This is a genomic window from Kitasatospora sp. NPDC058406, assembly GCF_042722765.1.
Taxonomy (GTDB): Bacteria; Actinomycetota; Actinomycetes; order Streptomycetales; family Streptomycetaceae; genus Kitasatospora.
In genome coordinates this window covers 1-21,934 of record NZ_JBHXKE010000160.1, presented here as the reverse complement: position 1 = coordinate 21,934, position 21,934 = coordinate 1, and the positions used below count along the sequence as shown (strand labels likewise).

The following is a 21,934-nucleotide window of genomic DNA, read 5'->3' as shown; positions in this document are numbered from 1 at the left end:
GGGCCCCGAAGGGGAACAACACCATCTACCGGCCTGGGCCGGTCCTCTGTTTCCGCACTGCCCCGGGGGATGGGGCGTGCGGGGATCGCGAATGCGTGACCGGAAACCACCGTCCTTCGTAGCTGAGGGGTCTGCGGTGTCCGCCCGGACTGAACTGCTGCCTCACGGGCCGGGCGATCCTGATGGCGCTTGCGCCCTCCGTCCTTCCTCTGCGTCACTGACATTCCTGCGAACTGCGGTTTCACACGGGTACTGCTGGTACGGCGCACTGCTTCGGCAGCCCTTGACTGCCACCCGGTCCGGCTGCCGGCTCCATCGCCCGTCCTGCTCACGAGCTCGGCGTGGAACCCCGCTGTCCGGACCTCCCCGGCACGCGCGCCCGCAGTCCGGCGCCTTTGCTGGGGTACTGCGTCTGTCGGCGGCGGTACCGCCCGGTGGTGGCCCCTGATCACTGCGGGCCACCGGGCCCGGCCACCGGTCCTGTCGCCGCACTGCACTTCCTTGGCTTCAGGGCCCCGCAACCGTGCCGACCTGCGAACTTCCGTCACACTTCCCGCCAGTTCGTGTCTGGCGGGTACCTCTCGACTGCTTGCTACGAGAGAAACACTAACCACAGCCGACATCAATGTCTACTCCCGCCAGAGCAGATTTTTCCGTGTCCGAGGGGAAGGTAGTCTCCGGTCCGAACAGGGACGGACAGACGCCCTGCCCCGGCGCCGCAGGGGTTCCAGGAAGCGGGAGGGAAGACGCCCGATGACGGAAGGGACACCGCCGGCGGTGCCCGTCCCCGGGAACGCCCCTCACACCCCGCGCACGGGGGAGTCCCTGCCGGCGGCCCTCGCCGAAGCCGTATGGGCGGCGTGGGACCGGTGCACCGACGGGCGGGCGCCCGAGGCGGTGACCCGTCCGTGCGGCGGGGAGGCGGATCGCAGCGGCGGTTCGGGGATCAGGCGGAGGGAGGGACGCCGTCAGTCGAGAATCGCGCGCATCTTGTCCTGGAGGTAGTCTCCGGCGCGTACCGGACTGTAGGGCCTGCGGCCGAGTGGTGCCGGCAGTGAGGTGATCCCGGTGTCGGGCGCGCAGGCGTGGAAGTACACCAGCGAGGTGAGTTCCTCCTGCGGCGCCTCGGGGGGCGGGGGCAGGACGCGGTGGCGGCCGGAGCGCCAGCGGTCTCCGCTCCAGCGGGCCATGAGGTCACCGATGTTGACGGTGTAGGCGCCCGGCTCGTAGGGGGCATCCTGCCAGCCCGCCTCCTCGTCGTGGACCTGGAGGCCGCCCTTGCCGGGCTGCCGGTTCAGAAGGGTGACGAGACCGAAGTCGGTGTGCGGTCCGACGCGGAACTGGCCGGGTGCGGCGGTGCCGGTTTCGTGGGCCGCCGGGTACCAGTTGATGGTGAAGTCCCAGTGCGGGCGGGCGGTGTGACGGGTGAAGAAGTCGGCCGGCCGGCGCAGCGCCGTCGCCATGACGGCGAGGAGCGTGTCGGCCAGGGTGCGCATCCGGGCGGTGTATGCCGTGACGAGCGGGTGCAGGGTGGGGACTTCGTCGGGCCAGTGGCCGGGTGTCTGCTGCGGGACGCCGGGGCGTGCGGAGGAGTCGACGGCGCACGACCAGACCTCCAGCAGGTCCGGCGGGGTGAGGGTGCCCTCGGACCTGGCGGTGGTCACCCGTTCCCGGCCGATCCAGCCGCGCCGGTTCTGGTCGTAGGGCCTCTTGACGGGCTGGGGCAAGTGGAAGAAGTCGTTCGCCGCGGCGCGTACGCGGCCCGGGAGTTCCGGTTCGATGCCGTGCCCGGTCACCAGGAGGAAGCCGCTGGACCGCAGGGAGCGGTCGACCCGGGCGGCGAGCCGCTCCCGGTCCGCACTCTGGTCGGACGTCCAGCGGCTGAGGTCGATGAGCGGAATCGGGGAAGTGGCCACGGGTGGATCCTCCGTGAGGTCGATGGACGGGGCAGGGGTGTCAGTGGGGCCGGGGGCGGTCGGTGGGAGCGGGCGTTCCCGGTGCGGCCCGGGGCCTCGGCGCACGCTCCGACCAAGGCCGCCACCCACCGGACGGACGGCGACCCGGTCACCATCCAGGTCCCTCCCGCTACGGCTCAAGCCGTACGCTTGAAAACGGGACCATCCGGCGAGGAACCGAGGTGTACCGGTGGATCGCGACACCGTCGACGAGCTCGACCAGCACCTGCTCCGGGCTCTCCAACTCGACGGCCGCGCGCCCTTCAGCCGCATCGCGCGAGACCGCGAGGTGTCCGAACGCACCGTTGCCCGCCGCTACCGGCGACTACGCGGCCTCGGCCTGCGCATCATCGGCCGGCCCGTCTCCTCCCGTCTGGGCCTGAGCCGCTGGCTGTTGCGCCTGCACTGCGCCCCGGACGCCGCCGGAACCGTCGCCGGAGCCCTCGCCCGCCGTTCCGACACCAGCTGGGTCACCATCGCCTCGGACGGCACCGAGCTCTACTGCGCGCTCGACGCCCGTTCGGCTGACGAACTCAACGCACTCCTCCTGGAGAAGCTCCCACGCACCCCGCGGGTGCTCTCCGTCAGCGCGCACTGCATGATGCGCGTCTTCCTCGGGGCAACGAGCACCTGGCACGCCACCCGGTTCGGGCCACAGGGCACCGCGGCCGCGGTGCCCTCCCCTGCGCCCTGCGCCACCCCGCTCGACCTGGACACAACCGATCACATCCTGTTCAGGGAGCTGGCCCGCGACGGCCGCGCGTCGCTGCCCGAACTCGCCGCGGCCGCCCGCCGCTCCCCCTCCAGCATCCAACGCCACCTCGACCGCCTCCGCGGCGCGGGCGCCCTGAACCTCTCGGTCGACTTCGACCCGCGGCTCCTCGGCTACCGGACGGCCACCCGGATCTGGCTGAACGTCGCGCCGGCGCACCTGCGCATCGTGGGGGAAACCCTTGCCACCCATGCGCAGATCGCTTTCGCCGCGGCCACCACCGGCACGTCCAACCTGGTTGCCAGCGGCATCTTCCGCGACCCGGCCGACCTGTACGACTACATCGACCGGCGTATCAGCCCACTCCCCGGGCTCCGGCACATCGAGACCGCCGTGACCTTGTGGGAAGTCAAGCGCCTCGCCCCCGTGCCGACTTGAGCGCGCCGTCCGCGCCGTCCGCGCCGCCGCCCGGTTCGTCCGGGTGGGGTTGCAGTTGCGTCTCCGTTCCGTTTCGGCGTGGGTACGAATTGAGCAGTGGTCCGGGATGGTGGAGGCAACTACTCGCGCGACGGGGGAAGTTGCCATGGAAGACGGTCTGGGGCCGGAAGCGGCCGTGGTGGCGGCGCTGCTCGGCGACGGAGCGCATCAGGCGGTGGCGGACGTGGTGCGGGCCCGGCTGCGGATGATGCCGGAGGGATCGCAGGCGCTCGCCGCCGCCGCGTCGGACCCGCAGGACCCGAAGGCACGAAAGCTGCTGACCGCGGCCGTCGCCCGACTGCTGGCCTCCGACGTGGCGTTCGCGCAGTACCTGGCCACCACGGAACTCGGGAAGCCCTCCGAGCCACCCTCCGGCCCGCAGACCGTCCAGCTGCGGACGGGTAGGGCCGGCGCACCACCGGCGAAGAACCCCCGCACCGTGCAACTGCGGACCGGCCCACGGCCAGAGGGCCCCGCCACCGTTCAGCTGCGGATGGGCCCGGACGCCGCCCGTGCCCAGCTGCTCGCCGGGCGGCGGAGCAGCGCCGGCATCGTGGTGGCGCTCGCCCTGGTCCTGATCACCTCTCTGGTGGCGCTCGGCATCCACCTGAGTTCGCGCCCGCTGCTGAAGCCCGGTGGGCCCGGCCTGGCACACGCCGCGCAGCCGCTTCGGGACCCGTCGCTGCTCCGAGCGGTGCTGCCCGGCGAGGGCGCGATGCCGATCGGCTGGCGGGTGCAGCGAGCGCCGGAGTCGGGGACGGGTCCCGGGAACGGGACGGGTGCCGGGAGCGGGACGGGTGTGGGCACCGCCGGCCCGCTCCCCTGCCTGCCTCCGGACACCTGCGACCTCCAACTCGCCTACGCCACGGTAACGTTCGCCTCGGCCTCGGCGCAGACCGTCGAGTTCACCGCGGCCGCCTTCACCTCCCCCGAGACCGCCGCCCGCGCCTTCGACGCCATGCTCGAAAGCACCCCCGGCGAGCAGCCGACGGCGGCCGTCCCCCGGAGCGGCGACCAGAGCGCCCTCCGCATCCAGGGCAGCGGCACGGCGGTCGCGCTGGTCCGGGTCGGCAGCACGCTGCTCCTCGTGCGCGGCCAGGGGCCGGGCGCCGGCCTCACCGCGCCCGGACTCACCCTCCTCACCCAGCTGTTCGCCGAACGCGCCCGGCAGGCGCAGGACGGCCTCACCCCCGGCACCTCCGCCCGGGGGACGGCCGGCTGAGGCCCGGCCCGGCGGTCAGGGCTTGCCGACGGTCAGGGCTTGTCGACGTAGGCGGGAACGGCCGCCACCCGGCCGCTGCCGTTCCCGACGCCGGTGAGCGACTCGCGGAGCGGACGTACAGCCGCTCCGCGTCCGGGCAGAGGATCAGCACCGGTTCCCGGAGGAACCCCTCCCTTCCGCGCCCGTCCGCGGCGAGCCTCCGACACCGACCGGACGCGCGACGGCGGGGACCCGACGCAGGAGCGACGGAACCTCGACGCCGCCGGCGCTGCGCGACGACGCGGGCGCCCTCGCCGACCGCGACCTGCTGCGCCTCCTCCGGCGGTGCACGACGTGGCGCGGGCCGGGCGGCGGGCGGCGGGCCGCAGACGGCGACGGACTTGCCTGGACAGGAAATACTTCGGCTCGCGCCCGCCAATGATCGCCGACTTCGCGGTGCGTCTACCGCAAGATTTCCTGCCGCGGGGACGCAAGAGCAGCCGCCCGGTCCGCCCCGCCCGGCCGAAGGCGCTCACGGGAGACCCAGCTGCGCGGCCGCGCGCGGGGTACCGGACCGGGACAATCGGGGCATCGGACGGGCACGTAGACTTGCCGCTCGTGGTGGATACCCAGTACGAAGACCTGTTGAAGCACGTGCTCACCGCCGGGACGGCCAAGAGCGACCGGACGGGCACCGGTACCCGGAGCGTCTTCGGGCACCAACTGCGCTACGACCTCACCCAGGGGTTCCCGCTGGTCACCACCAAGAAGGTGCACCTGAAGTCCGTGGTGTACGAGCTCCTGTGGTTCCTGCGCGGCGACTCCAACGTCGGCTGGCTGCGCGAGCACGGCGTGACCATCTGGGACGAGTGGGCCGACCGCGACGGTGATCTCGGTCCCGTCTACGGCGTGCAGTGGCGCAGCTGGCCGAGCCCCGACGGTCGGCACATCGACCAGATCGGCCGGGTCCTCGACACCCTGCGCAGCGACCCGGACTCCCGCCGGATGATCGTCTCGGCCTGGAACGTCGGCGAGCTGGACGCGATGGCGCTCGCCCCGTGCCACGCGCTGTTCCAGTTCTACGTGGCCGACGGCAGGCTCTCCTGCCAGCTCTACCAGCGCAGTGCCGACCTGTTCCTCGGGGTTCCGTTCAACATCGCGAGCTACGCCCTGCTGACCCACATGGTCGCCCAGCAGGCGGGCCTCGCGCCGGGGGAGTTCATCTGGACCGGCGGTGACTGCCACATCTACGACAACCACGTGGAGCAGGTGACCGAACAGCTCACCCGCACGCCGTTCGACTTCCCCGCGCTGCGCCTTCGGCAGGCCGAGTCGCTCTTCGACTACGCCTACTCCGACGTGGACGTGGTCGATTACCGGCACCACCCGGCCATCAAGGCACCGGTCGCGGTATGAGGATCGGACTGATCTGGGCCCAGACCCCGGACGGCGTGATCGGCGCGGACAACACGATGCCTTGGCACCTGCCCGAGGACCTCGAACACTTCAAGGCGACCACTCTCGGGCACCCCGTGGTGATGGGCCGCCGCACCTGGGAGTCGCTCCCGCCGCGGTTCCGCCCGCTCCCCGGCCGGCGCAACATCGTGGTCACCCGCGACCCGCAGTGGGCCTCGGACGGCGCCGACCGCGCCGGCTCCCTCGACGAGGCCCTGCGACTGGCCGCCGAGGCGGCCGGGGCGGGCCCGGCCGCCTCGGCCTGGGTGATCGGCGGCGGGCAGCTCTACCGCTCGGCCATCGACCGGGCCGACACCCTTTCGGTGACCGAGATCGACCTGTCGGTCGAGGGCGACACCCACGCCCCGGCCGTCGGTCCCGCGTGGGCCGTCAGCGAGGACCTCGGCCCGCGGACCTCGACGTCCGGCCTGCGCTACCGCATCCGCACCTACGCGCGCCGCGGCACCGCGGGCTGACCGCCCGGCGGCCGGCCGCGCGGCGCCCCGGCGGTTCGCCGTCCGTGCCTGCTCGTGCCCGTTCATGCCTGCTCATGCCTGCCGGCGTCTGCCCGTGCCCGCCCGCGCCTGTCAGCCGATCTCGGCCCGCCAGCCGTCGACGACGGCGACCAGGAGCACGTCGACGACCGCTCCCCCGCACTCCGTCGTGCCCGGCTGGTCCAGCGACCTGCGGACCTCGGCGGCCGGCGCCTCCGGGAGGAGGAGCGCGGCGCCCGCCCGCGCAACGGCCGCCGCGGCCGCTTCCCGGCGCCGGACGGTCCACTCCCCGAAGTCCTCCGCCGTGGCCGGCGAGGCGGTGGCGGGCAGGTCGAACCCCGCGCGGCGCCCGCCCGCGAGTACGACCTCCAGAACCAAGTGCCCTCCCAGCGCCCTCACGAAGGCGAGCACCGCACCCGCGGACGTCTCCCGGCCCGTCTCCAACGCCGCCACCACCTGCGCGTCCACGCCCATGGCGCGGGCGAGGTCCGGGACGCCGGTGCCGGTCAGGCGGCGCAGTCCGGCGAGGATCCGACCGCGGTTCTCCGCGACCAGGCGCTCCGCCGCCCGGACGACCCGCTCCGCGTCGCCCGGTCGCGGGTGGAACTCCGCGAGGAACTCGGCGTCGTCGCCGTAGTTCCCGGGCTCCGTCATCGGTCCGTCCGCTCCTCCGTCCGCCGGAGGTACCGGCGGTAGCGCTCCTCCGCCAGCGGGATCGCCGTGCGGTACCAGGACTGCCAGCGGCCCCGCTTGTCACCGGCGACCAGGACCACGATACGGCGCCCCGGGTCCAGGACGAACAGGAGCCTGACCTCGGTGCCGCCCGACGACCCGGGCCGCAGCTCCTTGAGGTTGGGAATCCCCGAGTGCCGGATCCGGTCCACCAGGGGCCGGCCGAGAGCGGGGCCCACGCGGCGCAGGGCGGTGATCGCGGCGGCGACCTGGTCGAGCGACACCCGGTCGGTGCGCCGCAGCCCGTGCAGCCACTCCCTGACCTCGGGCTCCAGGACCAGACGGTATGTATACGGCTCATTCGGCAACAAGTCTTACTTCGCCTTCCCGACATACGACCCATTGCCTGGCGCCAGCCTACCGGGGCGCGGATCTCACGCATGACGGAACGTCGGAATCTCTCCCGATCAGACAGATCCGGTCCGGGGCGAGCGCGACCCGCGCGACACTCCCGGGCGGGCCGCCCCCGCCGACACCCCGAAACACTCCACGCACCACGGGAGCCCGCCAGGAACCCGCCGGAGAGGGACGCCTCGACGGGCGCCCGCTCCCTGGAGGGGGGCGGCTACACCTCTGGCGCAATTTCGTATAGCACATATGGGCCCACCGGCTCAGCGTGGCCCGCGACTTGACCATGCGTCAGTGCCGACCGGTGGGTAACGGCCGCACGGTCAGACCCGGGTGCCCCAGCGACCGCCCGCAACCCTGCCCGCGCCCACCGCAACCCGCGGAGGGGTCCGGACGGTCCCATGGGCGCGTCTGACGAATCCCGCCGGGCAGGCGACGTGAATCGTCAGACGACCGGAACCGCCCGACCCCCAGGCCGAACCTCAGGAAAGACGACTATCCGGTACAACGGCATCCACCCGATACGGCCGGGCCGCTGCTCCCCGCGCCTGCAGGGGTCGGTCGGAGGCCGCGGCACAGGCGGCCCGAAACACCCCGTCCTCCCTGCGAGCGCGTTGGTGGGTAGCGACCAGTAGGACCGCGAGCACCGCCGCTTCTGTCGGCAGACGCAGGAGCCTGACCAGAGCACCCGGCAGAACACCGCTCCCGCGGTTGGGTCCGTCCGGGCCCGTGGTCAGCGGGCGGACCAGACCGGGCAGTCGGCCGTGTGGCGTGTCAGCACCATCACGGTCCCGCCGTCCGTGACCTGCCGGTCGCGCGTGACCGTACAGCACGCCACCAGTACCGGAGGCATCGCCCGGACGACTGCAGGAGTCTCGTCCCGGTCCGGAAGCGCGGTGCGCGGCCACGCGGGCTCCACAACCCGCGGCCCGGGCCGGCGAAGGGAAGCCCGGCGGTCGGCCTGCCCGATGGGCACCCCGAGAGCTCGGGCGCGGGCGTGCAGACGGCGGCGATCGCGGCGTTCGGACATGGTGACACCCTGCACCCTCCCACCCCCTCCGCGCCAACGGCCTGGCAGGCGCCTCCGGATCGGCCCACCAACGGGGCACCCGAACCGGCTCCCCCGTCAGGCCGGTCTGCGGGTGCCGTCTCGGCCCCGGGCGGGGCGGCCCGGGCACTTTCGGCCGGGTGCCCGGGCGACAGGAGAACGAGCAATAGTCAAGACCGACGGGTGAGGCAGTGAGCCTGTTCAGCCTCCATGGGCTTCGGGGCAGTGCGCTGCGACCCAGGTAGCGGTGATGTCGTTGCAGGTGACGATGACCGACCCGGGCCTGAAGGCCATCTCGTGAGTGCAGCCCCGGTCGTGCGGAAGGATCTCGTCCAGGATCAGCGTGCCGAGGTTGGCCCAGGTCGAGGGCTCGTTCGGGGTGCCGATCTGGACGGCTGTCACCCCCGCATGACGAATGACCAGGTCCTCCTCGTGCCTCCAACAGTTGTGACGGAGGCGGAGGTCGAGGGCTTGACCCTTCTGGAAGAAGATCACCTGGTGGAGCGTCATGTCCTTGACGCAGCGCCGCCCGGCGAAGTCGTAGTGGCTCGGGTCGGTGGCGAACGCGCTGGCGCCCGGGGGCAGGTTGGTGCTCGGCGCAGGCAGAAACTCAAGGTAGGGGCCGGGGTCGAGGACCCCGGTCAGTTCGCCGACTCGGGCATCGAGATCGACATACTTCATTGCTCACTCCCTGCGATGGTCCGGCGGACCGTCCTTGGGCGACCTCAGGGTGACATGCCGACTCGTGGCGCCGCTCAGGCATTTCCACCGTTCGTCGACCTCGTCCGCCTCAGCGACCTGTCGCAGCTCCTCGGGGGAGGCGCGAAGCAGACGTGCTCGTCTGGGTTCTGCAGGATGTCCTGGAGGGTCACATGGCCTGCTCCTCGCGCTCGACCAGGACGCCGTTCTCGAACCGCGCACCGGTGCGGACCAGGGACACCAGGTCGGCGCCGGTGATCGCGCGCGATCTGGCCTGAGCCGACTCGACCAGCTTGAACACCATCGCGAGCAGCGCGGCCACGGGGCTGCCGACACCGCGGGTGACCTTGGTTCGGGGTTGACTGTGGAGAACGTCGACTCGATGGGGTTGGTGGTCCGCAGGTGGATCCAGTGCTCGGCGGGGAAGTCGTAGAACGCGAGGAGTCCGTCCCGGTCCTCGGTGATCTTCGCGACGGCCTTCGGGAACTTGGCTCCATAGGTCCTCTCGAACACCTCGATCGCCTTTTCGGCATGGGTGCGGGACTCCGCGTTGCAGATCTCCTGCATGGCCTTCGTCGCGCCGGGCTGTGCCGACTTTCGGCAGACGGTTCGAGACATTCCGGGCCTTGTGAACCCAGCACCTCTGTGGCCGCGCGGCCGGGAACGCCTCGGCGAGCGCCTGCCGAAGGCCCATGGCGCCGTCGCCGACCATCGGCTCGGGGTCGCGCATGCCACGTCGGCGGCAGTCACGCAGCGGGTCGGCCCACGACTCGGTGAACTCCGCAGGCCCTCGGCCAGGGCGATCAACTTCTTCGTGCCGTCCGGGCGGACGCCGTTACTGCTCCGGCGGTACAGCTGGAGCAGGAAGGTCGAGAACTCGGGCGAGGGCGGCGGTGACGGGATCGCGGTAGCCGGGCGGCAGGTTCCGGCGCGCCCAGTCGGCGGTCAGCGAGAGGAAGTCGACCATGTCGCGTTCGGCACCGGCGAGCAGGTGGCGGAGTTCGGTGACGGACAGTTTGATCATCGGGCTGTCTCTCTGCTCGGCGTTGACCGTCAGCCGGACGGTGTCGCCGAAGCGCTCTGCGAGCGGTGACACGGGGTCGTGGCCAAAGCCGAGCAGGTCGCCGCCATCGACGAGCCGGTGCCAGTCGCGCCAGTCCTCCAGCCCGTCGCAGAAGCCCGGCAGGAAGGTGATGCTGGCGGACTCGTCGGCGACCCGCAGCCCGCCGGCCGCGAAGAGGGTCTCGAAGGTCAGCAGTCCGTGGAGGAACGAACCGAGTGGGTCGGCAGACAGGGGCGGGCGGCGGGGGCCGCCGAGGTCACCATCGGGATCGATGTCGTTGCAGCTGGCGATGCGCATCACCGCCGTCCCGATCTCGGCGGCCGAGAGCTCACCACTCAGGGACAGGAAGCCGAACGGCTCGATCTCGGCGACGGGCCAGAGGTCGAAACCGCCAGGAGCATAGATCTCAAGGACAGGCTGCATCACGATCACCCGGCGAAGTGTCCCGCACCGCCCGCCTGCGGCGCCTTCCGATTACGCAGGGCACCTCGCCTCCGCCGACCCTGAACCGGTATGGGACTGAGCACCTCCGCCTGTACCGCCCTGGGCAGGTACAGATGTACGCCGACATCCCTCCCTGTTGCTTACTGAACGCTCCGCCTTCGCCAGCCGCTGAACGCTCCGGCGGGTCTCAGACCCGCGAGCGTGCCAACCATCGTTCTGCGCGGCTCTGCTTGTCGAAGTCTCCAGAGCGGCGGGCGTGCGCCAGCAGTCGGGCGCGCAGTGGCTCGAGGACGTCGGGTGGTTCCAGGCTCGCACCGCGCTGCTCAAGGCCGTCGCACGCCAACCACCACGCTCACCTGCTCGCCGCCATCGTCGGGCTCGGCGGTGAGCTGGAGCTCCCGGCTACCCGCAACGGGCGCTTCAGGGGTGCGGTCGTCCCGGAGGGCTGCGCGGTCAGCGCCGGCCGCCGCCGATGCGGCGGTCGTCGGCCAACGCGGTCAGCGGGCCGTACTCGCAGGCAAGCTCGTTCCACGTCAGAACCTCGCCACAGCGGGCCGGGAAATCCTTCGGGTTGAACTCGGGCATGGTCCAGGTGCCGGTACCCCGGTCCCGCAGCCACAGGTCCCCGTCACCGTCGACCACAGTCGGCGGGACCGGTACGGGCTCGGCCTGATCGATGGGCTCCCAGGTGACCCGGCCCGGGTGGGAAACGCGGCGCAGCTCTGTGGTGGCCAGCCGCGCGGCCAAGTCACGGGTGGACTCCTCGGCCTCCTTGACCGACGCGAGTCGGAATGCGTCGTCGAGTACGGGCAGGGCTGGATTCTTGCTGCGCTTTGAACTCATACGCTGACTTACCTCCGGTGGGGGGCGTCACATCCGTTATGGCACCCCGTAGAGGAACACGGTATCCGAAGCGGGAGCCGAGTCGGCTACGGCCACTGTCCAGGTGGGGGCGCGGGAAGACAGCAGGCGGTGGGGTAGGTGGTGAGCTGCTCAGAAGGCGAGTCCGTCGGGGGCCAGGGGCGCCGGGCCAGCGCGGGTGCCGGCTCGGTCTCGCCGGGCGGCTGGCGAAGGTCCGAGCCCTGCTCGACCGGAAGAAACCCGGCGGCCACCCTACTGGGCGGGCACGGGAGCGTCGGTGGCGGGCTCGGAGAAGGCGGGCAGCGAGAGGCTGCGACGGGCGGTCATGATTTCCCAGCCTGGCAGCTCCGGGTCACCAGGCGGGGCCGGTGCACCCGTCCCAACCCTGCCCCAGCACATCGCGAAGCGCTCCCACCAGGCGAAACGGGGTGGGACGGTCTGAGGACAGTCCCACCCCGGCGCCCCCCCGAGCGCAGCGTCAGGCGGTGGCCTTGAGGTCGCGGGTGCATAGATGGGCGGTGGGGCAGGCCGGGCAGCCGCGCACATCGACCAGGCCGGCGACCGCGTCGGAAAGCTCCTGGGCGCGCTCGGCGGAGCCGACGTGGTTGCCCAGCAGGGTGAGCCCGAGGTCGTCCTCCCTGCGGGTGCGGAGAGCGGCAACCGGGTTGCCTGTCGGGTTGGCGGCGATGGGGTCGTCTTCGCGCGGGCGGAGGCTGGCCGCGGTGGGTGAGGTCGATCGGGACGCCGTCCCAGCTTTCCCTCTACAAGAGGGTCACCCGGCCGCGGCGACACGTGCGTGCCTGGTTCTTCCCGCCGGGGCGGGGGTCGGCCGGTCTTCGGTGGCAACACCGACGCCCGCGGGAAGTTCCCCGGTCGAGCGGGGGTCGGCTGCTGCCTGGCGCCCGTATCCAGCGCTATGGCGCTACCGTTGGCGGGACGTCCAGGACCGCTCCACCCGCAGGCCGAGTCCCAGGAAAGACGACCATCCGGTACGACAGCATCTACCCGATATGACCGAATCAACGAATCATGCACGGAACCAGCTTCCCGGGCCGTAGAGTCACTGGTCAGAGAGTCTGCTCCCCGCGCCTGCGGGGGTGATCCCGGGCAGCGCTCCACGGCCACTGTGTCCCTGCTCTGCTCCCCGCGCCTGCGGGGGTGATCCCAGTACGGCGGCGGCGGCCAGGGCGACGGCGGTCTGCTCCCCGCGCCTGCGGGGGTGATCCCCCCCGTGCGAACTCTTACTCGAACAGCTAGTTCTGCTCCCCGCGCCTGCGGGGGTGATCCCCGGCGACCTTCCGCTTTTCAGGCCGCGTGAGGCTGCTCCCCGCGCCTGCGGGGGTGATCCCCTTTCCCGACGCCAAAACCGGCGCAAGATCGACTGCTCCCCGCGCCTGCGGGGGTGATCCCTGCCGGCGCTGCACCGGAAACACGTGGGGCGGCTGCTCCCCGCGCCTGCGGGGGTGATCCCGCCGAGGCTGGCACCCGATACTCCCTCGACCTCTGCTCCGGGCGACTGCAGGGGTGATCCCACGGCCGGGCGCTGGCGACGGTGAGCCGCCACTCCGTTGTCCCTGGGGCCCCGAGGACGCGATTCACTACGACGCCCCGGTCGAGTGACCGACACCAGGACCGCGAACAGGCCCGCTTGCCAGGTCGCCGTCGTCCGGTTCCCGAGGGTCTCGTCCGGCGGTGTCCACATCGCCCTGCCCCGGACCGGCGGGGACGACGGGCACGGTGCTGAGCGGGATGCCGCCGCGGCGAGCGTGGGCCGGCCGAGGGCGAGGCCGACGCCCCTCCCCGCACCGGAAGCTGACGCCGTCTCTACCGCACCGGCCGCAGCGGCCACAGGGCCCGGGGCCCTGCGCTGCTACGACCCGTCCCACCTGCGGATCGATCGAATTGTGACGCGGACACGTCCATTTGCTGCGGGGGTATTTCGTCTTCGTGTCCAAATGCCCTGATCTCTGGTGCCACGTGTCGCTCGCACACAGACTGGCCTCTGCACGGTCGTGCAACCACTCCCTGGATCGGAAGAGTTCCACCCGCATGCCCAGCTCCCCCAGACCCGCTACTCCCCAGCCGCACCCGCCGCATCCGGTGGGGAGGTGGCGTCCGTGCTCCGGTACGTGACACGCAGGGCGGCGGGCTGGCTCCTGGTCATCGCCGTGGCCACCAACGCCACGTACTTCCTGGCCAGTTGGTTCCTCGACCCGCGCTCGAACTTCAAGGAGCTGCGCCCGGTCCGCACCGAGGAGCAGATCTCCCGGGCCTTGGCCCCCTACAACCTCGACCCGCACGAGCCGCTGTTCCACCGCTGGTGGGACTGGCTGACCGGTGTGGTCCTGCGCTTCGACTGGGGCCGCTCCCCGGTCGGGGTCCAGGTGAACGGGGAGATCGGCTACCGCTCCCTGGTCAGCGCCGAACTGGTGATCGGCGCGACGGTCCTGTCCGTCGTCGTCGGTGTCTCGCTCGCCGTCCACACCGCCTCGCGCCAGTACGGCTGGCGGGACCGGGCCGCCCAGGCCCTGTCCATGGCGCTCTTCAACGTCCCGGTGTCGATCGCCGCCCTCGCTCTGGTGTTCCTCGCCATCCGGCTGAACGAACAGGCGGGTTGGCACTTCCTGTACGTCGCAGGGGAGAAGTCGCCCGACGTGGAAGGGTTCTGGGCGACGATCGGTGACCGGCTGGCGCACCTGATCCTGCCGACGCTGACACTCACCCTGACGGGGTACGTGGGCTACCACCTCACCCAGCGCTCCCTCCTGCTGGACGTCATCGGATCCGACTTCGTGCGCACCGCCCGGGCCACCGGGCTCACCCGCGCCCAGGCGATCCGCCGACACGCCCTGCGCACGGCCCTGATCCCCACCGCCCAGTCCGTGGCCTTCAGCATCCCCGCCGCCTTCACCGGCGCGGTCCTCACAGAGACGATCTTCGGCTGGAACGGCATGGGCCAGTACTTCATCCAGACCATCAACAAGAACGACGTGCACGGCACCGTGGCCACCGCCGCCTTCGCCGCCGCCCTGACCGCGGTCGGCGCGATCCTCGCTGACATCACCACCGTTCTCCTCGACCCGAGGGTGCGGGTCAGCTGAGATGGGCACCCCTATGAGTCCCGACGCGACCTCCGAAAGCGTCCTCGCCACCGCCACCGCCGCCACCACGGCCCCCGCCACCGGGGCTGCCCCCGGGCCGACCGCCGACCCGCCGCCCACCGAGCACGACGGGCGCTACCTGGGACGGCACCGCCTCTACCTCCGCCGCTTCCTGCGCAACCGGATCGCCGTCGCCGGCGTCGTGATCTTCCTGCTGCTCGTGCTGTTCAGCGCGTTCGGCGACCTGTTCACCCCGCACGGCTACGCGGACGCCGACTTCTCGGCCCTGACCCAGGCCCCCGGTGCCGAGCACTGGTTCGGCACCAATCAGGGCGGCAACGACATCTACGCCGCCGCCGTGCACGGCCTCCAGCGCTCGCTGACGATCGCGGTGAGCGTGTCCCTGCTGACCGTCGCCATCTCCGCGGTCGTGGGCGCGGGCGCCGCCTACTTCGGCGGCCGGGTGGAGAAGGCCACCCTCGCCCTCATCCACTTCCTGCTGATCGTGCCCTCCTTCCTCATCCTCGCCCTGGTCTCGCACCGGCTGGCCGGCGACTGGCGGGTCCTCATCCTCGTCCTGACGGTGTTCGGCTGGATGTCCACCGCCCGCGTGGTCTGGTCGGTGTCGACGTCCCTGCGCGAGCGCGACTACGTGCTCGCCGCGGAGTTCATGGGCGTGCGCCCCCTGCGCATCGTCGTGCGCCACATCATCCCCAACCTGGGCTCCCTGCTCGTCGTCAACCTCACCCTGGGCGTGGTCTCCACCGTGCTCAGCGAGACCGCCCTGTCCTTCCTCGGCTTCGGCGTGCAGACCCCCGACGTGTCACTGGGCACGATGCTCGCCGACGGCGCGGGCACCATCACCAGCGCCCCCTGGCTCTTCGCCTTCCCCGCCGGGCTGACCGTGCTCCTCACCGTCTCGATGACCTTCGTCGGCGACGGCCTGCGCGACGCCCTCGACCCCACATCCACCGGCGCGGCAGGAGGCCGACGATGACCCTCGCACCCGCCCGCCCCACCGGGCCCGCGGCCGGGCCCGCCGAGCCCGTACCCGTCCTGTCCGTTCGCGACCTGCGCGTCTCCTTCCCCTCCGAGGCCGGACCGGTGGAGGCCGTACGCGGCATCGACTTCGACCTCCTGCCCGGGCGTACCCTCGGCATCGTCGGCGAGTCCGGCTCCGGCAAGTCCGCCACCGCCCTCGCCGTCATGGGCCTGCTGCCGCCCACCGCACACCTCAGCGGCCGGATCCTGCTGGGCGGCCGCGACCTGGCGGCGATGGACGACCGGGAGATCTCCCGGGTGCGCGGCAAGGACATCGGCATGGTCTTCCAGGACCCGATGTCCGCGCTCACGCCCATCTTCAGCGTCGGCCGGCTGCTCTCCCAGGCCCTGCGCGTGCACCGGGAGCTGTCCACGAAGGACGCCTGGGAGCAGGCGGTGGAACTGCTCGACCTGGTCGGCATCCCCGACCCGCGCGAACGCGCCAAGTCGTTCCCGCACGAGTTCTCCGGCGGCATGCGCCAACGCGTCGTCATCGCCCTGGCCATCGCCAACAAGCCCTCGGTCCTCGTCGCCGACGAGCCCACCACGGCGCTCGACGTCACCGTCCAGGCCCAGATCCTCGACGTGCTGCGCCTGGCCCAGCGCGAGACCGGCGCAGCTCTCGTCCTGATCACCCATGACCTGGGCGTGGTGGCCGGCCACGCCGACGACGTCGCCGTCATGTACGCCGGACGGATCGTCGAGCACGCGGGCGTCGACGAGCTCTTCCGCCGGCCCACGATGCCCTACACCGCCCGTCTGCTGGCCAGCGTCCCCACCGTGGACAGCGGCGTCCACCGGCCCCTGATCCCGGTCGGCGGCGAGCCGCCCTCGCTGGCCGCCCTGCCCGCCGGATGCCCCTTCGCGCCCCGCTGCGCGGTGGCCCAGGACGTGTGCCGCACCACCGAACCGGACCTGACCGCACCGGACCTGACCGCACCGGCCGGGCAGCCCGGACGGGTCGCCTGCCACCGCGCGCAGGAGATCGCCGACGGAAGCCTCGACCCGGCCGCGGGCGCCGTGCCCGTGCCTGCGGCCCGCGCCGGGGAGCGGACCGCCGGCGAAGTGGTCCTGCGCGTCGAGGACCTGGTCAAGACGTTCCCCGTCACCAAGGGAGCCGTCCTCAGGCGCCGGGTGGGGACCCTGCACGCGGTCAACCACGTCAGCTTCGAACTGCGCGCCGGCGAAACCCTGGGTCTGGTCGGGGAGTCCGGCAGCGGCAAGACCACCACGCTGCGCGAGGTCCTGCGACTGCGCGCCCCCGAGGGCGGCCGCATCGAGGTGGCCGGCACCGACGTCGCCACGCTGCGGTCGGCCGCCCAGGTGCGCGAGCTGCGGCGCGACATCCAGATCGTCCTCCAGGATCCGACGGACGCCCTGGACCCCCGGCTGACCGTCTTCGACCTGCTGGCCGAACCGCTCCGGGCCGCCGGCGCCGACCGGTCGGCCGTCCGGGCCCGGGTCTCCCGGCTCCTGGACCTGGTGAGCCTGGACCGCGCCCTGGGCGACCGCTTCCCCGCCGCCCTGTCCGGCGGCCAGCGCCAGCGGGTCGGCATCGCCCGCGCCCTGGCCCGCGAGCCGAGGCTGCTGGTCCTGGACGAGCCGCTGTCCGCCCTGGACGTCTCCGTGCAGGCCGAGATCATCAATCTGCTCGCCCGACTGAAGCGCGAACTGGGCCTGGCCTACCTCGTGGTGGCGCACGACCTGGCCGTGGTGCGCTACTTCTCCGACCGCATCGCCGTGATGTACCTCGGACACATCGTCGAGTCCGGCGCCACCGAGGAGATCTTCGCCCGGCCCCGGCACCCGTACACGAAGGCCCTGCTGTCGGCGATCCCGCTGCCCGACCCGGAGCGCGAACGCCACCGCGAGCGCATCGTCCTCGCGGGCGAGCAGCCCAGCGCCGCCAGGCTGCCGGAGGGCTGCGTGTTCGTCGACCGCTGCCCGCTCTACCGAGTTTCCGACCAGAGCGTACAGACGCGCTGCCGCACCGAACGGCCGGCCACCGCCGGGACCCCGGACGGCTTCGACCACCAGTACGCCTGCCACGCGGTCTGACACCCGCGCCGCCCCACCCCTTCACACCGATCCCACAAGGACACCCCATGCGTAGGAAGCTCACCCTGCCCCTCGCGCTCGTCGCGGCCGTCGCGGTCGCCGCCACCGCGTGCTCCTCCTCGTCCTCCTCCGGGCCGGACGCCAAGGAGACCGCCAAGGACACGGCCAAGGTCGCGTCCTCGGTCACCGACTACAACCCCCAGCCGTACGAGAACATCAAGGACGGCGGCACCTACACCACCGCGGGCACCTTCGACGAGCAGGGCAACCCCTTCAACGTCAACGGCACCCTGAACACGCTGCGGATCTGGTCCTGGTACAACGCCGACGCCATCACCTACTCGCCCACCGGCGAGGTCCAGTACAACCCGGACTACTACAGCGACGTGAAGGTCTCGGTCGAGGGCGGCGACCAGAAGGTCGTCATCACCCTCAACCCCAAGGCCGTGTTCAACGACGGCACCCCGATCGACTGGCGGGCCATCGAGGCCACCTGGAAGTCCAACAACGGGACGGACAAGGACTACGCGGCCTCCTCCACCGACGGCTACGACCTCATCACGTCCGTCACCCGGGGCGCGGACGACAAGCAGGCGGTCATCGCCTTCAAGGGCGTCAACGCCTCCTGGTCCGCGCTGTTCACCACCTTCCTGCACCCCCAGGCCGCGACCGTCGCCAACTTCAACCAGGCGTACGTCAAGACGGCCCACCCCGAGTGGGGCACCGGACCGTACACCGTGGGCACCTGGGACGCCCAGTCCGGCAACATCACCTTCGTGCGCAACCCCTCCTGGTGGGGCCGGAAGGGCAAGCTCGACAAGCGCGTCTACGTCAACCTGGAGAGCGCCGCCGCGATCAACGCCTTCAAGAACGGCGAGATCGACTACGCCCCCGTCGGGACCGCGGAGAACCTCAAGCAGGTGAGGACCACCAAGGACGCCGAGGTCCGCAGCGGCGGCAGCCCCTTCGAGTACGCGCTGTACCTCAACACCAAGTCCCCGCTGCTCGGCGACGTCCAGGTCCGCAAGGCGGTGCAGGAGAGCATCGACCGCGCGCAGATAGCGAAGATCCGGTTCCAGGGCCTCGACTACACCGAACCGCTGCCCGGCTCGGCGGTGCTCTACAGCTTCCAGCAGGGCTACCAGGACAACCTCACCGCCGTGCTGAAGTACGACCCGGAGCAGGCCCGGAAGACCCTGGACGCGGCCGGCTGGGCGCCCGGGGCCGACGGCGTCCGCACCAAGGACGGCCAGGAGCTCGCACTCGGCTACACCCTGCTCGGAGACGACCCCATCGAGAAGGCCGTCGCCGGAGCGTTCACCGCGATGCTCAAGACCGTCGGCGTGAAACTGACCGTCAACAAGGTCTCCGTGAACGAGTTCTCCAAGGTGCTCAGCGACCGCCGCTTCGACCTGTTCATCTCCGGCAACCGCTCGACGGACCCCTTCGGCGCACGGTACCTGTGCGACTTCTACTGCTCGGACCGTGACTCCAACATCACCGGAGCCGGCACCCCCGAGCTGGACAAGGAGATCCGCGCCACCGGAGAGATCGCCGACATCGGCCAGCAGATCGCGGCCGTCAACAAGATCGAGCAGAAGGCCCTCCAGCAGCACGCTCTCCTGCCGCTCTACAGCGGACCCTCCACCTACGGCCTCCGCAAGGGCCTCGCCAACGTCGGTGCCGCCATCTTCAACAGCCCGCTGCCCGAGACCATCGGCTGGCAGAAGTAGCACCACCGGCGCCCCGCGAGGGGCGAGGCGGAGCCGCCGATCGGGCCGCCGTGCTCGTCGGCGGCCCGCCCCGGCCGCACGCCGGCAGGCCGACGAGGACGGATCAGCGCGGTGGCTCGGTACAGTGTGGAGCCATGCGGCAGCGAGAGCGCGAACGTGCACTGTGGGACGCCTTCTTCCACATGGACGTCGAACTGTGGCAGGTGCTGACCCGCAGGCTCCAGCAGGACACCGGGCTGTCCGAGCCGGACTGGCAGGTTCTGGACGCGCTGGGCAACACCGAGGGCCACACCCTGCGCGCGTTCGAACTGGCGAGGACGCTGATGTTCGGCAAGAGCCGGCTCCACCAGCACGTCGGACGCATGGAGCAGCGCGGCCTGGTGGAGCGGGAGCCGGTGCCCGGTGACGCCCGCGCCACGGCGGTGTCCCTCACCCCGCAGGGCCTGTCGGTGTTCCGCCGGGCGCAGGCGTACCGCGCCCGGCACATCCGGGAGGAGCTGATCGGCGCTCTCACCGCGGACGAGGTGGAGCGGCTCATCGCGATCTCCGGGAAGATCCGCGCCCATGTGCGCCGGGACGCGTCGGACTGAGGATCACTCCCAGACGGTGGTGGGGATCTCGGCCCGCAGGACGGGGGCGACCTCGGCGAAGAACCGTTCGAGGTAGCCGCGGGTGACCGCCAGGTCCGTCGTGTAGGTCGAGAAGAACCCTTCCACTCCGACGCCGAACACCTGGTTGCCGAACTTCCGGTGCAGGCCGAGGAGCTTCTCGGTGATCTGCTCGGCGGTACCGACGAGCGCGGATCCGTTCTCGATGAAGTCCTCCAGGGACTCGAACGGGAAGCGGGCGCGATCGCGGTAGTGCTCGGCCACCGAGGCCTCGAACATCGGCCGCGCGATCGCCAGGGCGTCCTGCGAGCGGTCGGTGATGATGGGGGAATGCACGCCCACGCCGACCAGCGCGGTGTCGGGATCGTGGCCGTGGAAGGCGAGCCGCTCGCGGTAGTGGGCGACCAGGTCGAGGTAGTGGTCGACGCGGTCCGTGCCGTTGGCCGAGTACAGCGGGTCCCCCCAGCGCGCCGCCAGCTCGGTGGAACGCTTGTTGGTGGCCGAACCGTGCCAGACCCGGGGCGCCGGCTGCTGGAGCGGCCGGGGTTCGAGGGAGGCCTCGGTCAGCTTCGGACGGTAGCGGCCCTCCCAGGTGACCTTCTCCTCCCGCCACAGCCGCCGGAGCAGCTCGTACCCCTCCTCCAGCCGGTCCCACAGGTCGGCCGGGTCGATGCCGAAGACGCTCGGCGCGACCGGGTCGCCGCCCTTGCCGATGACCAGGTCGAGCCGTCCTCCGCTGAGGTGGTCGAGCGTGGCGTAGTCCTCGGCGGAGCGGACGGGGTCGGTGAGCGACAGCACCGCGACCGCGGTGACCAGGCGGATCCGGGTCGTCCGGGCGGCGATGTTCGAGAGGATCACCGCAGGTGACGCCGACAGCAGGTCCGGATTGTGCCGCTCGCCGACCCCGAACGCGTCGTACCCCACCCGCTCGGCCCACAGTGCGAGATCGATCAGCTCCGTGAACCGCTCCGTCCGGCTGAGCGGCGGGCTTCCCAGTCCCCTGCTCTTCTTGGGAACCAACGTACTGGCCAGGAATTTCACGAGCACACCCCTCCCCTTGGGTTCACATGTGAACTCTGGAGGAGGCGGTCTCCCCCCGTCAAGACGGCAGCCGAACGAGGCCGACACCGACCACCGTGCCGATCGCGATGATCAGCATCGTGACCCGCCGACTCGCCGGCGGCACCGTCCCGACTGTCCGGATCGATCAGGAATGGAGAAGCGCGTTCCACGGAGCCACCTCTAGCCTGCTCACCATGGACATCACCATTCACACGACCTCCCTTCCGCACAACGACCCGGACGCGTCGCTCGCCTTCTACCGCGACGTCCTCGGCTTCGAGGTCCGCAGCGATGTCGGGCAGGGCAGGATGCGCTGGATCACGGTCGGCCCGCCCGGCCAGCCGGGCACGTCGATCCTTCTGGCGCCGCCCGCCGCCGATCCCGGCATCACCGAGGACGAGCGCCGCACGATCACCGAGATGATGGCCAAGGGCACCTACGGCTGGATCCTGCTGGCCACCCCGGACCTCAACGCCACGTTCGAGAAGGTGCAGGCCGGTGATACCGAGGTCGTCCAGGAGCCGACCGAGCAGCCGTACGGCATCCGCGACTGCGCGATCCGCGACCCCGCGGGCAACCTGGTCCGCATCCAGGAGCTGCGCTGACCCGTGCGGGCACCGGTGCGGCCGTGCGGGCCGACATCGCGACCACCCGTGCGGAACGCGGCGGCGCACCGGGGCGGACGCGGGTGCCGTGTCGGTCGCCCACCAGGACCGCGTCCGGGACCTCGGTGAACCGGTCGTGAGCCCGGACTCCGCCCCGCCGCTGTCGGGCAGTCGCCCGACCGGTGGCCGGCCGGGTCCGGCGGACCGGTCCACACCGTCGAGCGTCCGGGTGCCCAC

At 71.6% G+C, this 21,934-nt stretch carries 17 protein-coding genes, 1 pseudogene and 1 CRISPR repeat array; of the genes and pseudogenes, 10 read left to right on the top strand and 8 right to left on the bottom strand.

Annotated elements, in window-relative coordinates:
* Nucleotides 1-968: 968 nt before the first annotated feature.
* Nucleotides 969-1,916: an isopenicillin N synthase family dioxygenase gene (locus tag ACFWOG_RS27210; protein WP_380361308.1), complete on the bottom strand. Its 948-nt coding sequence runs from the start codon at nt 1,914-1,916 to the stop codon at nt 969-971.
* Nucleotides 1,917-2,145: 229 nt separating this feature from the next.
* On the opposite strand from ACFWOG_RS27210, the gene ACFWOG_RS27205 reads away from it, so the two are divergent.
* The 4 genes from ACFWOG_RS27205 (at nt 2,146) to ACFWOG_RS27190 (ending at nt 6,276) form a co-directional block, all read left to right on the top strand.
* Nucleotides 2,146-3,105: an AsnC family transcriptional regulator gene (locus ACFWOG_RS27205; RefSeq protein ID WP_380361307.1), complete on the top strand. Its 960-nt coding sequence runs from the start codon at nt 2,146-2,148 to the stop codon at nt 3,103-3,105.
* A 145-nt stretch (nt 3,106-3,250) separates the two neighbouring features.
* Nucleotides 3,251-4,366 carry a hypothetical protein gene (locus tag ACFWOG_RS27200; RefSeq protein WP_380361306.1) on the top strand — a complete coding sequence of 372 codons (1,116 nt, stop codon included), beginning with the start codon at nt 3,251-3,253 and terminating at the stop codon, nt 4,364-4,366.
* A gap of 597 nt (nt 4,367-4,963) precedes the next feature.
* Nucleotides 4,964-5,761 carry a thymidylate synthase gene (locus ACFWOG_RS27195; protein WP_380361305.1) on the top strand — a complete coding sequence of 266 codons (798 nt, stop codon included), beginning with the start codon at nt 4,964-4,966 and terminating at the stop codon, nt 5,759-5,761.
* Nucleotides 5,758-6,276: a dihydrofolate reductase gene (locus ACFWOG_RS27190; RefSeq protein WP_380361304.1), complete on the top strand. Its 519-nt coding sequence runs from the start codon at nt 5,758-5,760 to the stop codon at nt 6,274-6,276. The genes ACFWOG_RS27195 and ACFWOG_RS27190 overlap by 4 nt, the downstream gene beginning before the upstream one ends.
* A 111-nt stretch (nt 6,277-6,387) precedes the next feature.
* Here the strand turns inward: ACFWOG_RS27190 and ACFWOG_RS27185 are convergent, their stop codons facing one another.
* The 6 genes and pseudogenes from ACFWOG_RS27185 to ACFWOG_RS27160 all read right to left on the bottom strand — a co-directional run bounded on the left by ACFWOG_RS27185 (nt 6,388) and on the right by ACFWOG_RS27160 (nt 11,471).
* The gene (locus tag ACFWOG_RS27185; RefSeq protein ID WP_380361303.1) at nt 6,388-6,948 is read right to left on the bottom strand and encodes a hypothetical protein; all 561 of its coding nucleotides are present in this window, start codon (nt 6,946-6,948) and stop codon (nt 6,388-6,390) included.
* Nucleotides 6,945-7,334 carry a type II toxin-antitoxin system RelE/ParE family toxin gene (locus ACFWOG_RS27180; protein ID WP_380361302.1) on the bottom strand — a complete coding sequence of 130 codons (390 nt, stop codon included), beginning with the start codon at nt 7,332-7,334 and terminating at the stop codon, nt 6,945-6,947. Before ACFWOG_RS27180 ends, ACFWOG_RS27185 begins: the two co-directional genes overlap by 4 nt.
* 1,289 nt (nt 7,335-8,623) lie before the next feature.
* Nucleotides 8,624-9,103 carry a hypothetical protein gene (locus ACFWOG_RS27175; RefSeq protein ID WP_380361301.1) on the bottom strand — a complete coding sequence of 160 codons (480 nt, stop codon included), beginning with the start codon at nt 9,101-9,103 and terminating at the stop codon, nt 8,624-8,626.
* Between the two features lie 187 nt (nt 9,104-9,290).
* Nucleotides 9,291-9,955: pseudogene (locus ACFWOG_RS27170) on the bottom strand (transposase); the annotation flags it as partial.
* Between the two features lies 1 nt (nt 9,956).
* The gene (locus ACFWOG_RS27165; RefSeq protein ID WP_380361300.1) at nt 9,957-10,607 is read right to left on the bottom strand and encodes a hypothetical protein; all 651 of its coding nucleotides are present in this window, start codon (nt 10,605-10,607) and stop codon (nt 9,957-9,959) included.
* 474 nt (nt 10,608-11,081) lie between these two features.
* Nucleotides 11,082-11,471: a hypothetical protein gene (locus tag ACFWOG_RS27160; RefSeq protein WP_380361299.1), complete on the bottom strand. Its 390-nt coding sequence runs from the start codon at nt 11,469-11,471 to the stop codon at nt 11,082-11,084.
* A 1,094-nt stretch (nt 11,472-12,565) separates the two neighbouring features.
* Nucleotides 12,566-13,021: direct repeats of the CRISPR family, unit length 29 nt; unit sequence CTGCTCCCCGCGCCTGCGGGGGTGATCCC.
* Between the two features lie 585 nt (nt 13,022-13,606).
* Between ACFWOG_RS27160 and ACFWOG_RS27155 the strand changes: the two genes are divergently transcribed.
* From ACFWOG_RS27155 to ACFWOG_RS27135, 5 genes are all read left to right on the top strand, one after another.
* Nucleotides 13,607-14,590, top strand: a complete 984-nt coding sequence (locus ACFWOG_RS27155) for an ABC transporter permease (protein WP_380361298.1) — start codon at nt 13,607-13,609, stop codon at nt 14,588-14,590.
* Between the two features lie 13 nt (nt 14,591-14,603).
* Nucleotides 14,604-15,587 carry an ABC transporter permease gene (locus tag ACFWOG_RS27150; protein ID WP_380361297.1) on the top strand — a complete coding sequence of 328 codons (984 nt, stop codon included), beginning with the start codon at nt 14,604-14,606 and terminating at the stop codon, nt 15,585-15,587.
* Nucleotides 15,584-17,689: a dipeptide ABC transporter ATP-binding protein gene (locus ACFWOG_RS27145; RefSeq protein WP_380361296.1), complete on the top strand. Its 2,106-nt coding sequence runs from the start codon at nt 15,584-15,586 to the stop codon at nt 17,687-17,689. The genes ACFWOG_RS27150 and ACFWOG_RS27145 overlap by 4 nt, the downstream gene beginning before the upstream one ends.
* Nucleotides 17,690-17,736: 47 nt before the next feature.
* Nucleotides 17,737-19,422 carry an ABC transporter family substrate-binding protein gene (locus ACFWOG_RS27140; protein ID WP_329879787.1) on the top strand — a complete coding sequence of 562 codons (1,686 nt, stop codon included), beginning with the start codon at nt 17,737-17,739 and terminating at the stop codon, nt 19,420-19,422.
* A 134-nt stretch (nt 19,423-19,556) separates the two neighbouring features.
* Entirely contained in the window at nt 19,557-20,012 is a 456-nt protein-coding gene (locus ACFWOG_RS27135; RefSeq protein WP_380361295.1) for a MarR family winged helix-turn-helix transcriptional regulator, read from the top strand.
* A 3-nt stretch (nt 20,013-20,015) separates the two neighbouring features.
* Here ACFWOG_RS27135 and ACFWOG_RS27130 read toward each other — a convergent pair whose 3' ends face one another.
* Nucleotides 20,016-21,077, bottom strand: a complete 1,062-nt coding sequence (locus ACFWOG_RS27130) for an LLM class flavin-dependent oxidoreductase (RefSeq protein WP_329879785.1) — start codon at nt 21,075-21,077, stop codon at nt 20,016-20,018.
* Nucleotides 21,078-21,286: 209 nt separating this feature from the next.
* Between ACFWOG_RS27130 and ACFWOG_RS27125 the strand changes: the two genes are divergently transcribed.
* On the top strand, nt 21,287-21,697 hold the full coding sequence (locus ACFWOG_RS27125; protein WP_380361294.1) for a VOC family protein: 411 nt from the start codon (nt 21,287-21,289) through the stop codon (nt 21,695-21,697).
* The last annotated feature ends 237 nt before the right edge of the window (nt 21,698-21,934 follow it).

What these genes read in the sequence shown, in the direction of transcription:
- ACFWOG_RS27135 (WP_380361295.1), top strand. Translation starts at nt 19,557, where the DNA reads ATGCGGCAGCGAGAGCGCGAACGTGCACTGTGGGACGCCTTCTTCCAC.
- ACFWOG_RS27175 (WP_380361301.1), bottom strand. Translation starts at nt 9,103, where the DNA reads ATGAAGTATGTCGATCTCGATGCCCGAGTCGGCGAACTGACCGGGGTC.
- ACFWOG_RS27165 (WP_380361300.1), bottom strand. Translation starts at nt 10,607, where the DNA reads ATGCAGCCTGTCCTTGAGATCTATGCTCCTGGCGGTTTCGACCTCTGG.
- ACFWOG_RS27190 (WP_380361304.1), top strand. Translation starts at nt 5,758, where the DNA reads ATGAGGATCGGACTGATCTGGGCCCAGACCCCGGACGGCGTGATCGGC.
- ACFWOG_RS27185 (WP_380361303.1), bottom strand. Translation starts at nt 6,948, where the DNA reads ATGACGGAGCCCGGGAACTACGGCGACGACGCCGAGTTCCTCGCGGAG.
- ACFWOG_RS27200 (WP_380361306.1), top strand. Translation starts at nt 3,251, where the DNA reads ATGGAAGACGGTCTGGGGCCGGAAGCGGCCGTGGTGGCGGCGCTGCTC.
- ACFWOG_RS27160 (WP_380361299.1), bottom strand. Translation starts at nt 11,471, where the DNA reads ATGAGTTCAAAGCGCAGCAAGAATCCAGCCCTGCCCGTACTCGACGAC.
- ACFWOG_RS27145 (WP_380361296.1), top strand. Translation starts at nt 15,584, where the DNA reads ATGACCCTCGCACCCGCCCGCCCCACCGGGCCCGCGGCCGGGCCCGCC.
- ACFWOG_RS27150 (WP_380361297.1), top strand. Translation starts at nt 14,604, where the DNA reads ATGAGTCCCGACGCGACCTCCGAAAGCGTCCTCGCCACCGCCACCGCC.
- ACFWOG_RS27125 (WP_380361294.1), top strand. Translation starts at nt 21,287, where the DNA reads ATGGACATCACCATTCACACGACCTCCCTTCCGCACAACGACCCGGAC.
- ACFWOG_RS27140 (WP_329879787.1), top strand. Translation starts at nt 17,737, where the DNA reads ATGCGTAGGAAGCTCACCCTGCCCCTCGCGCTCGTCGCGGCCGTCGCG.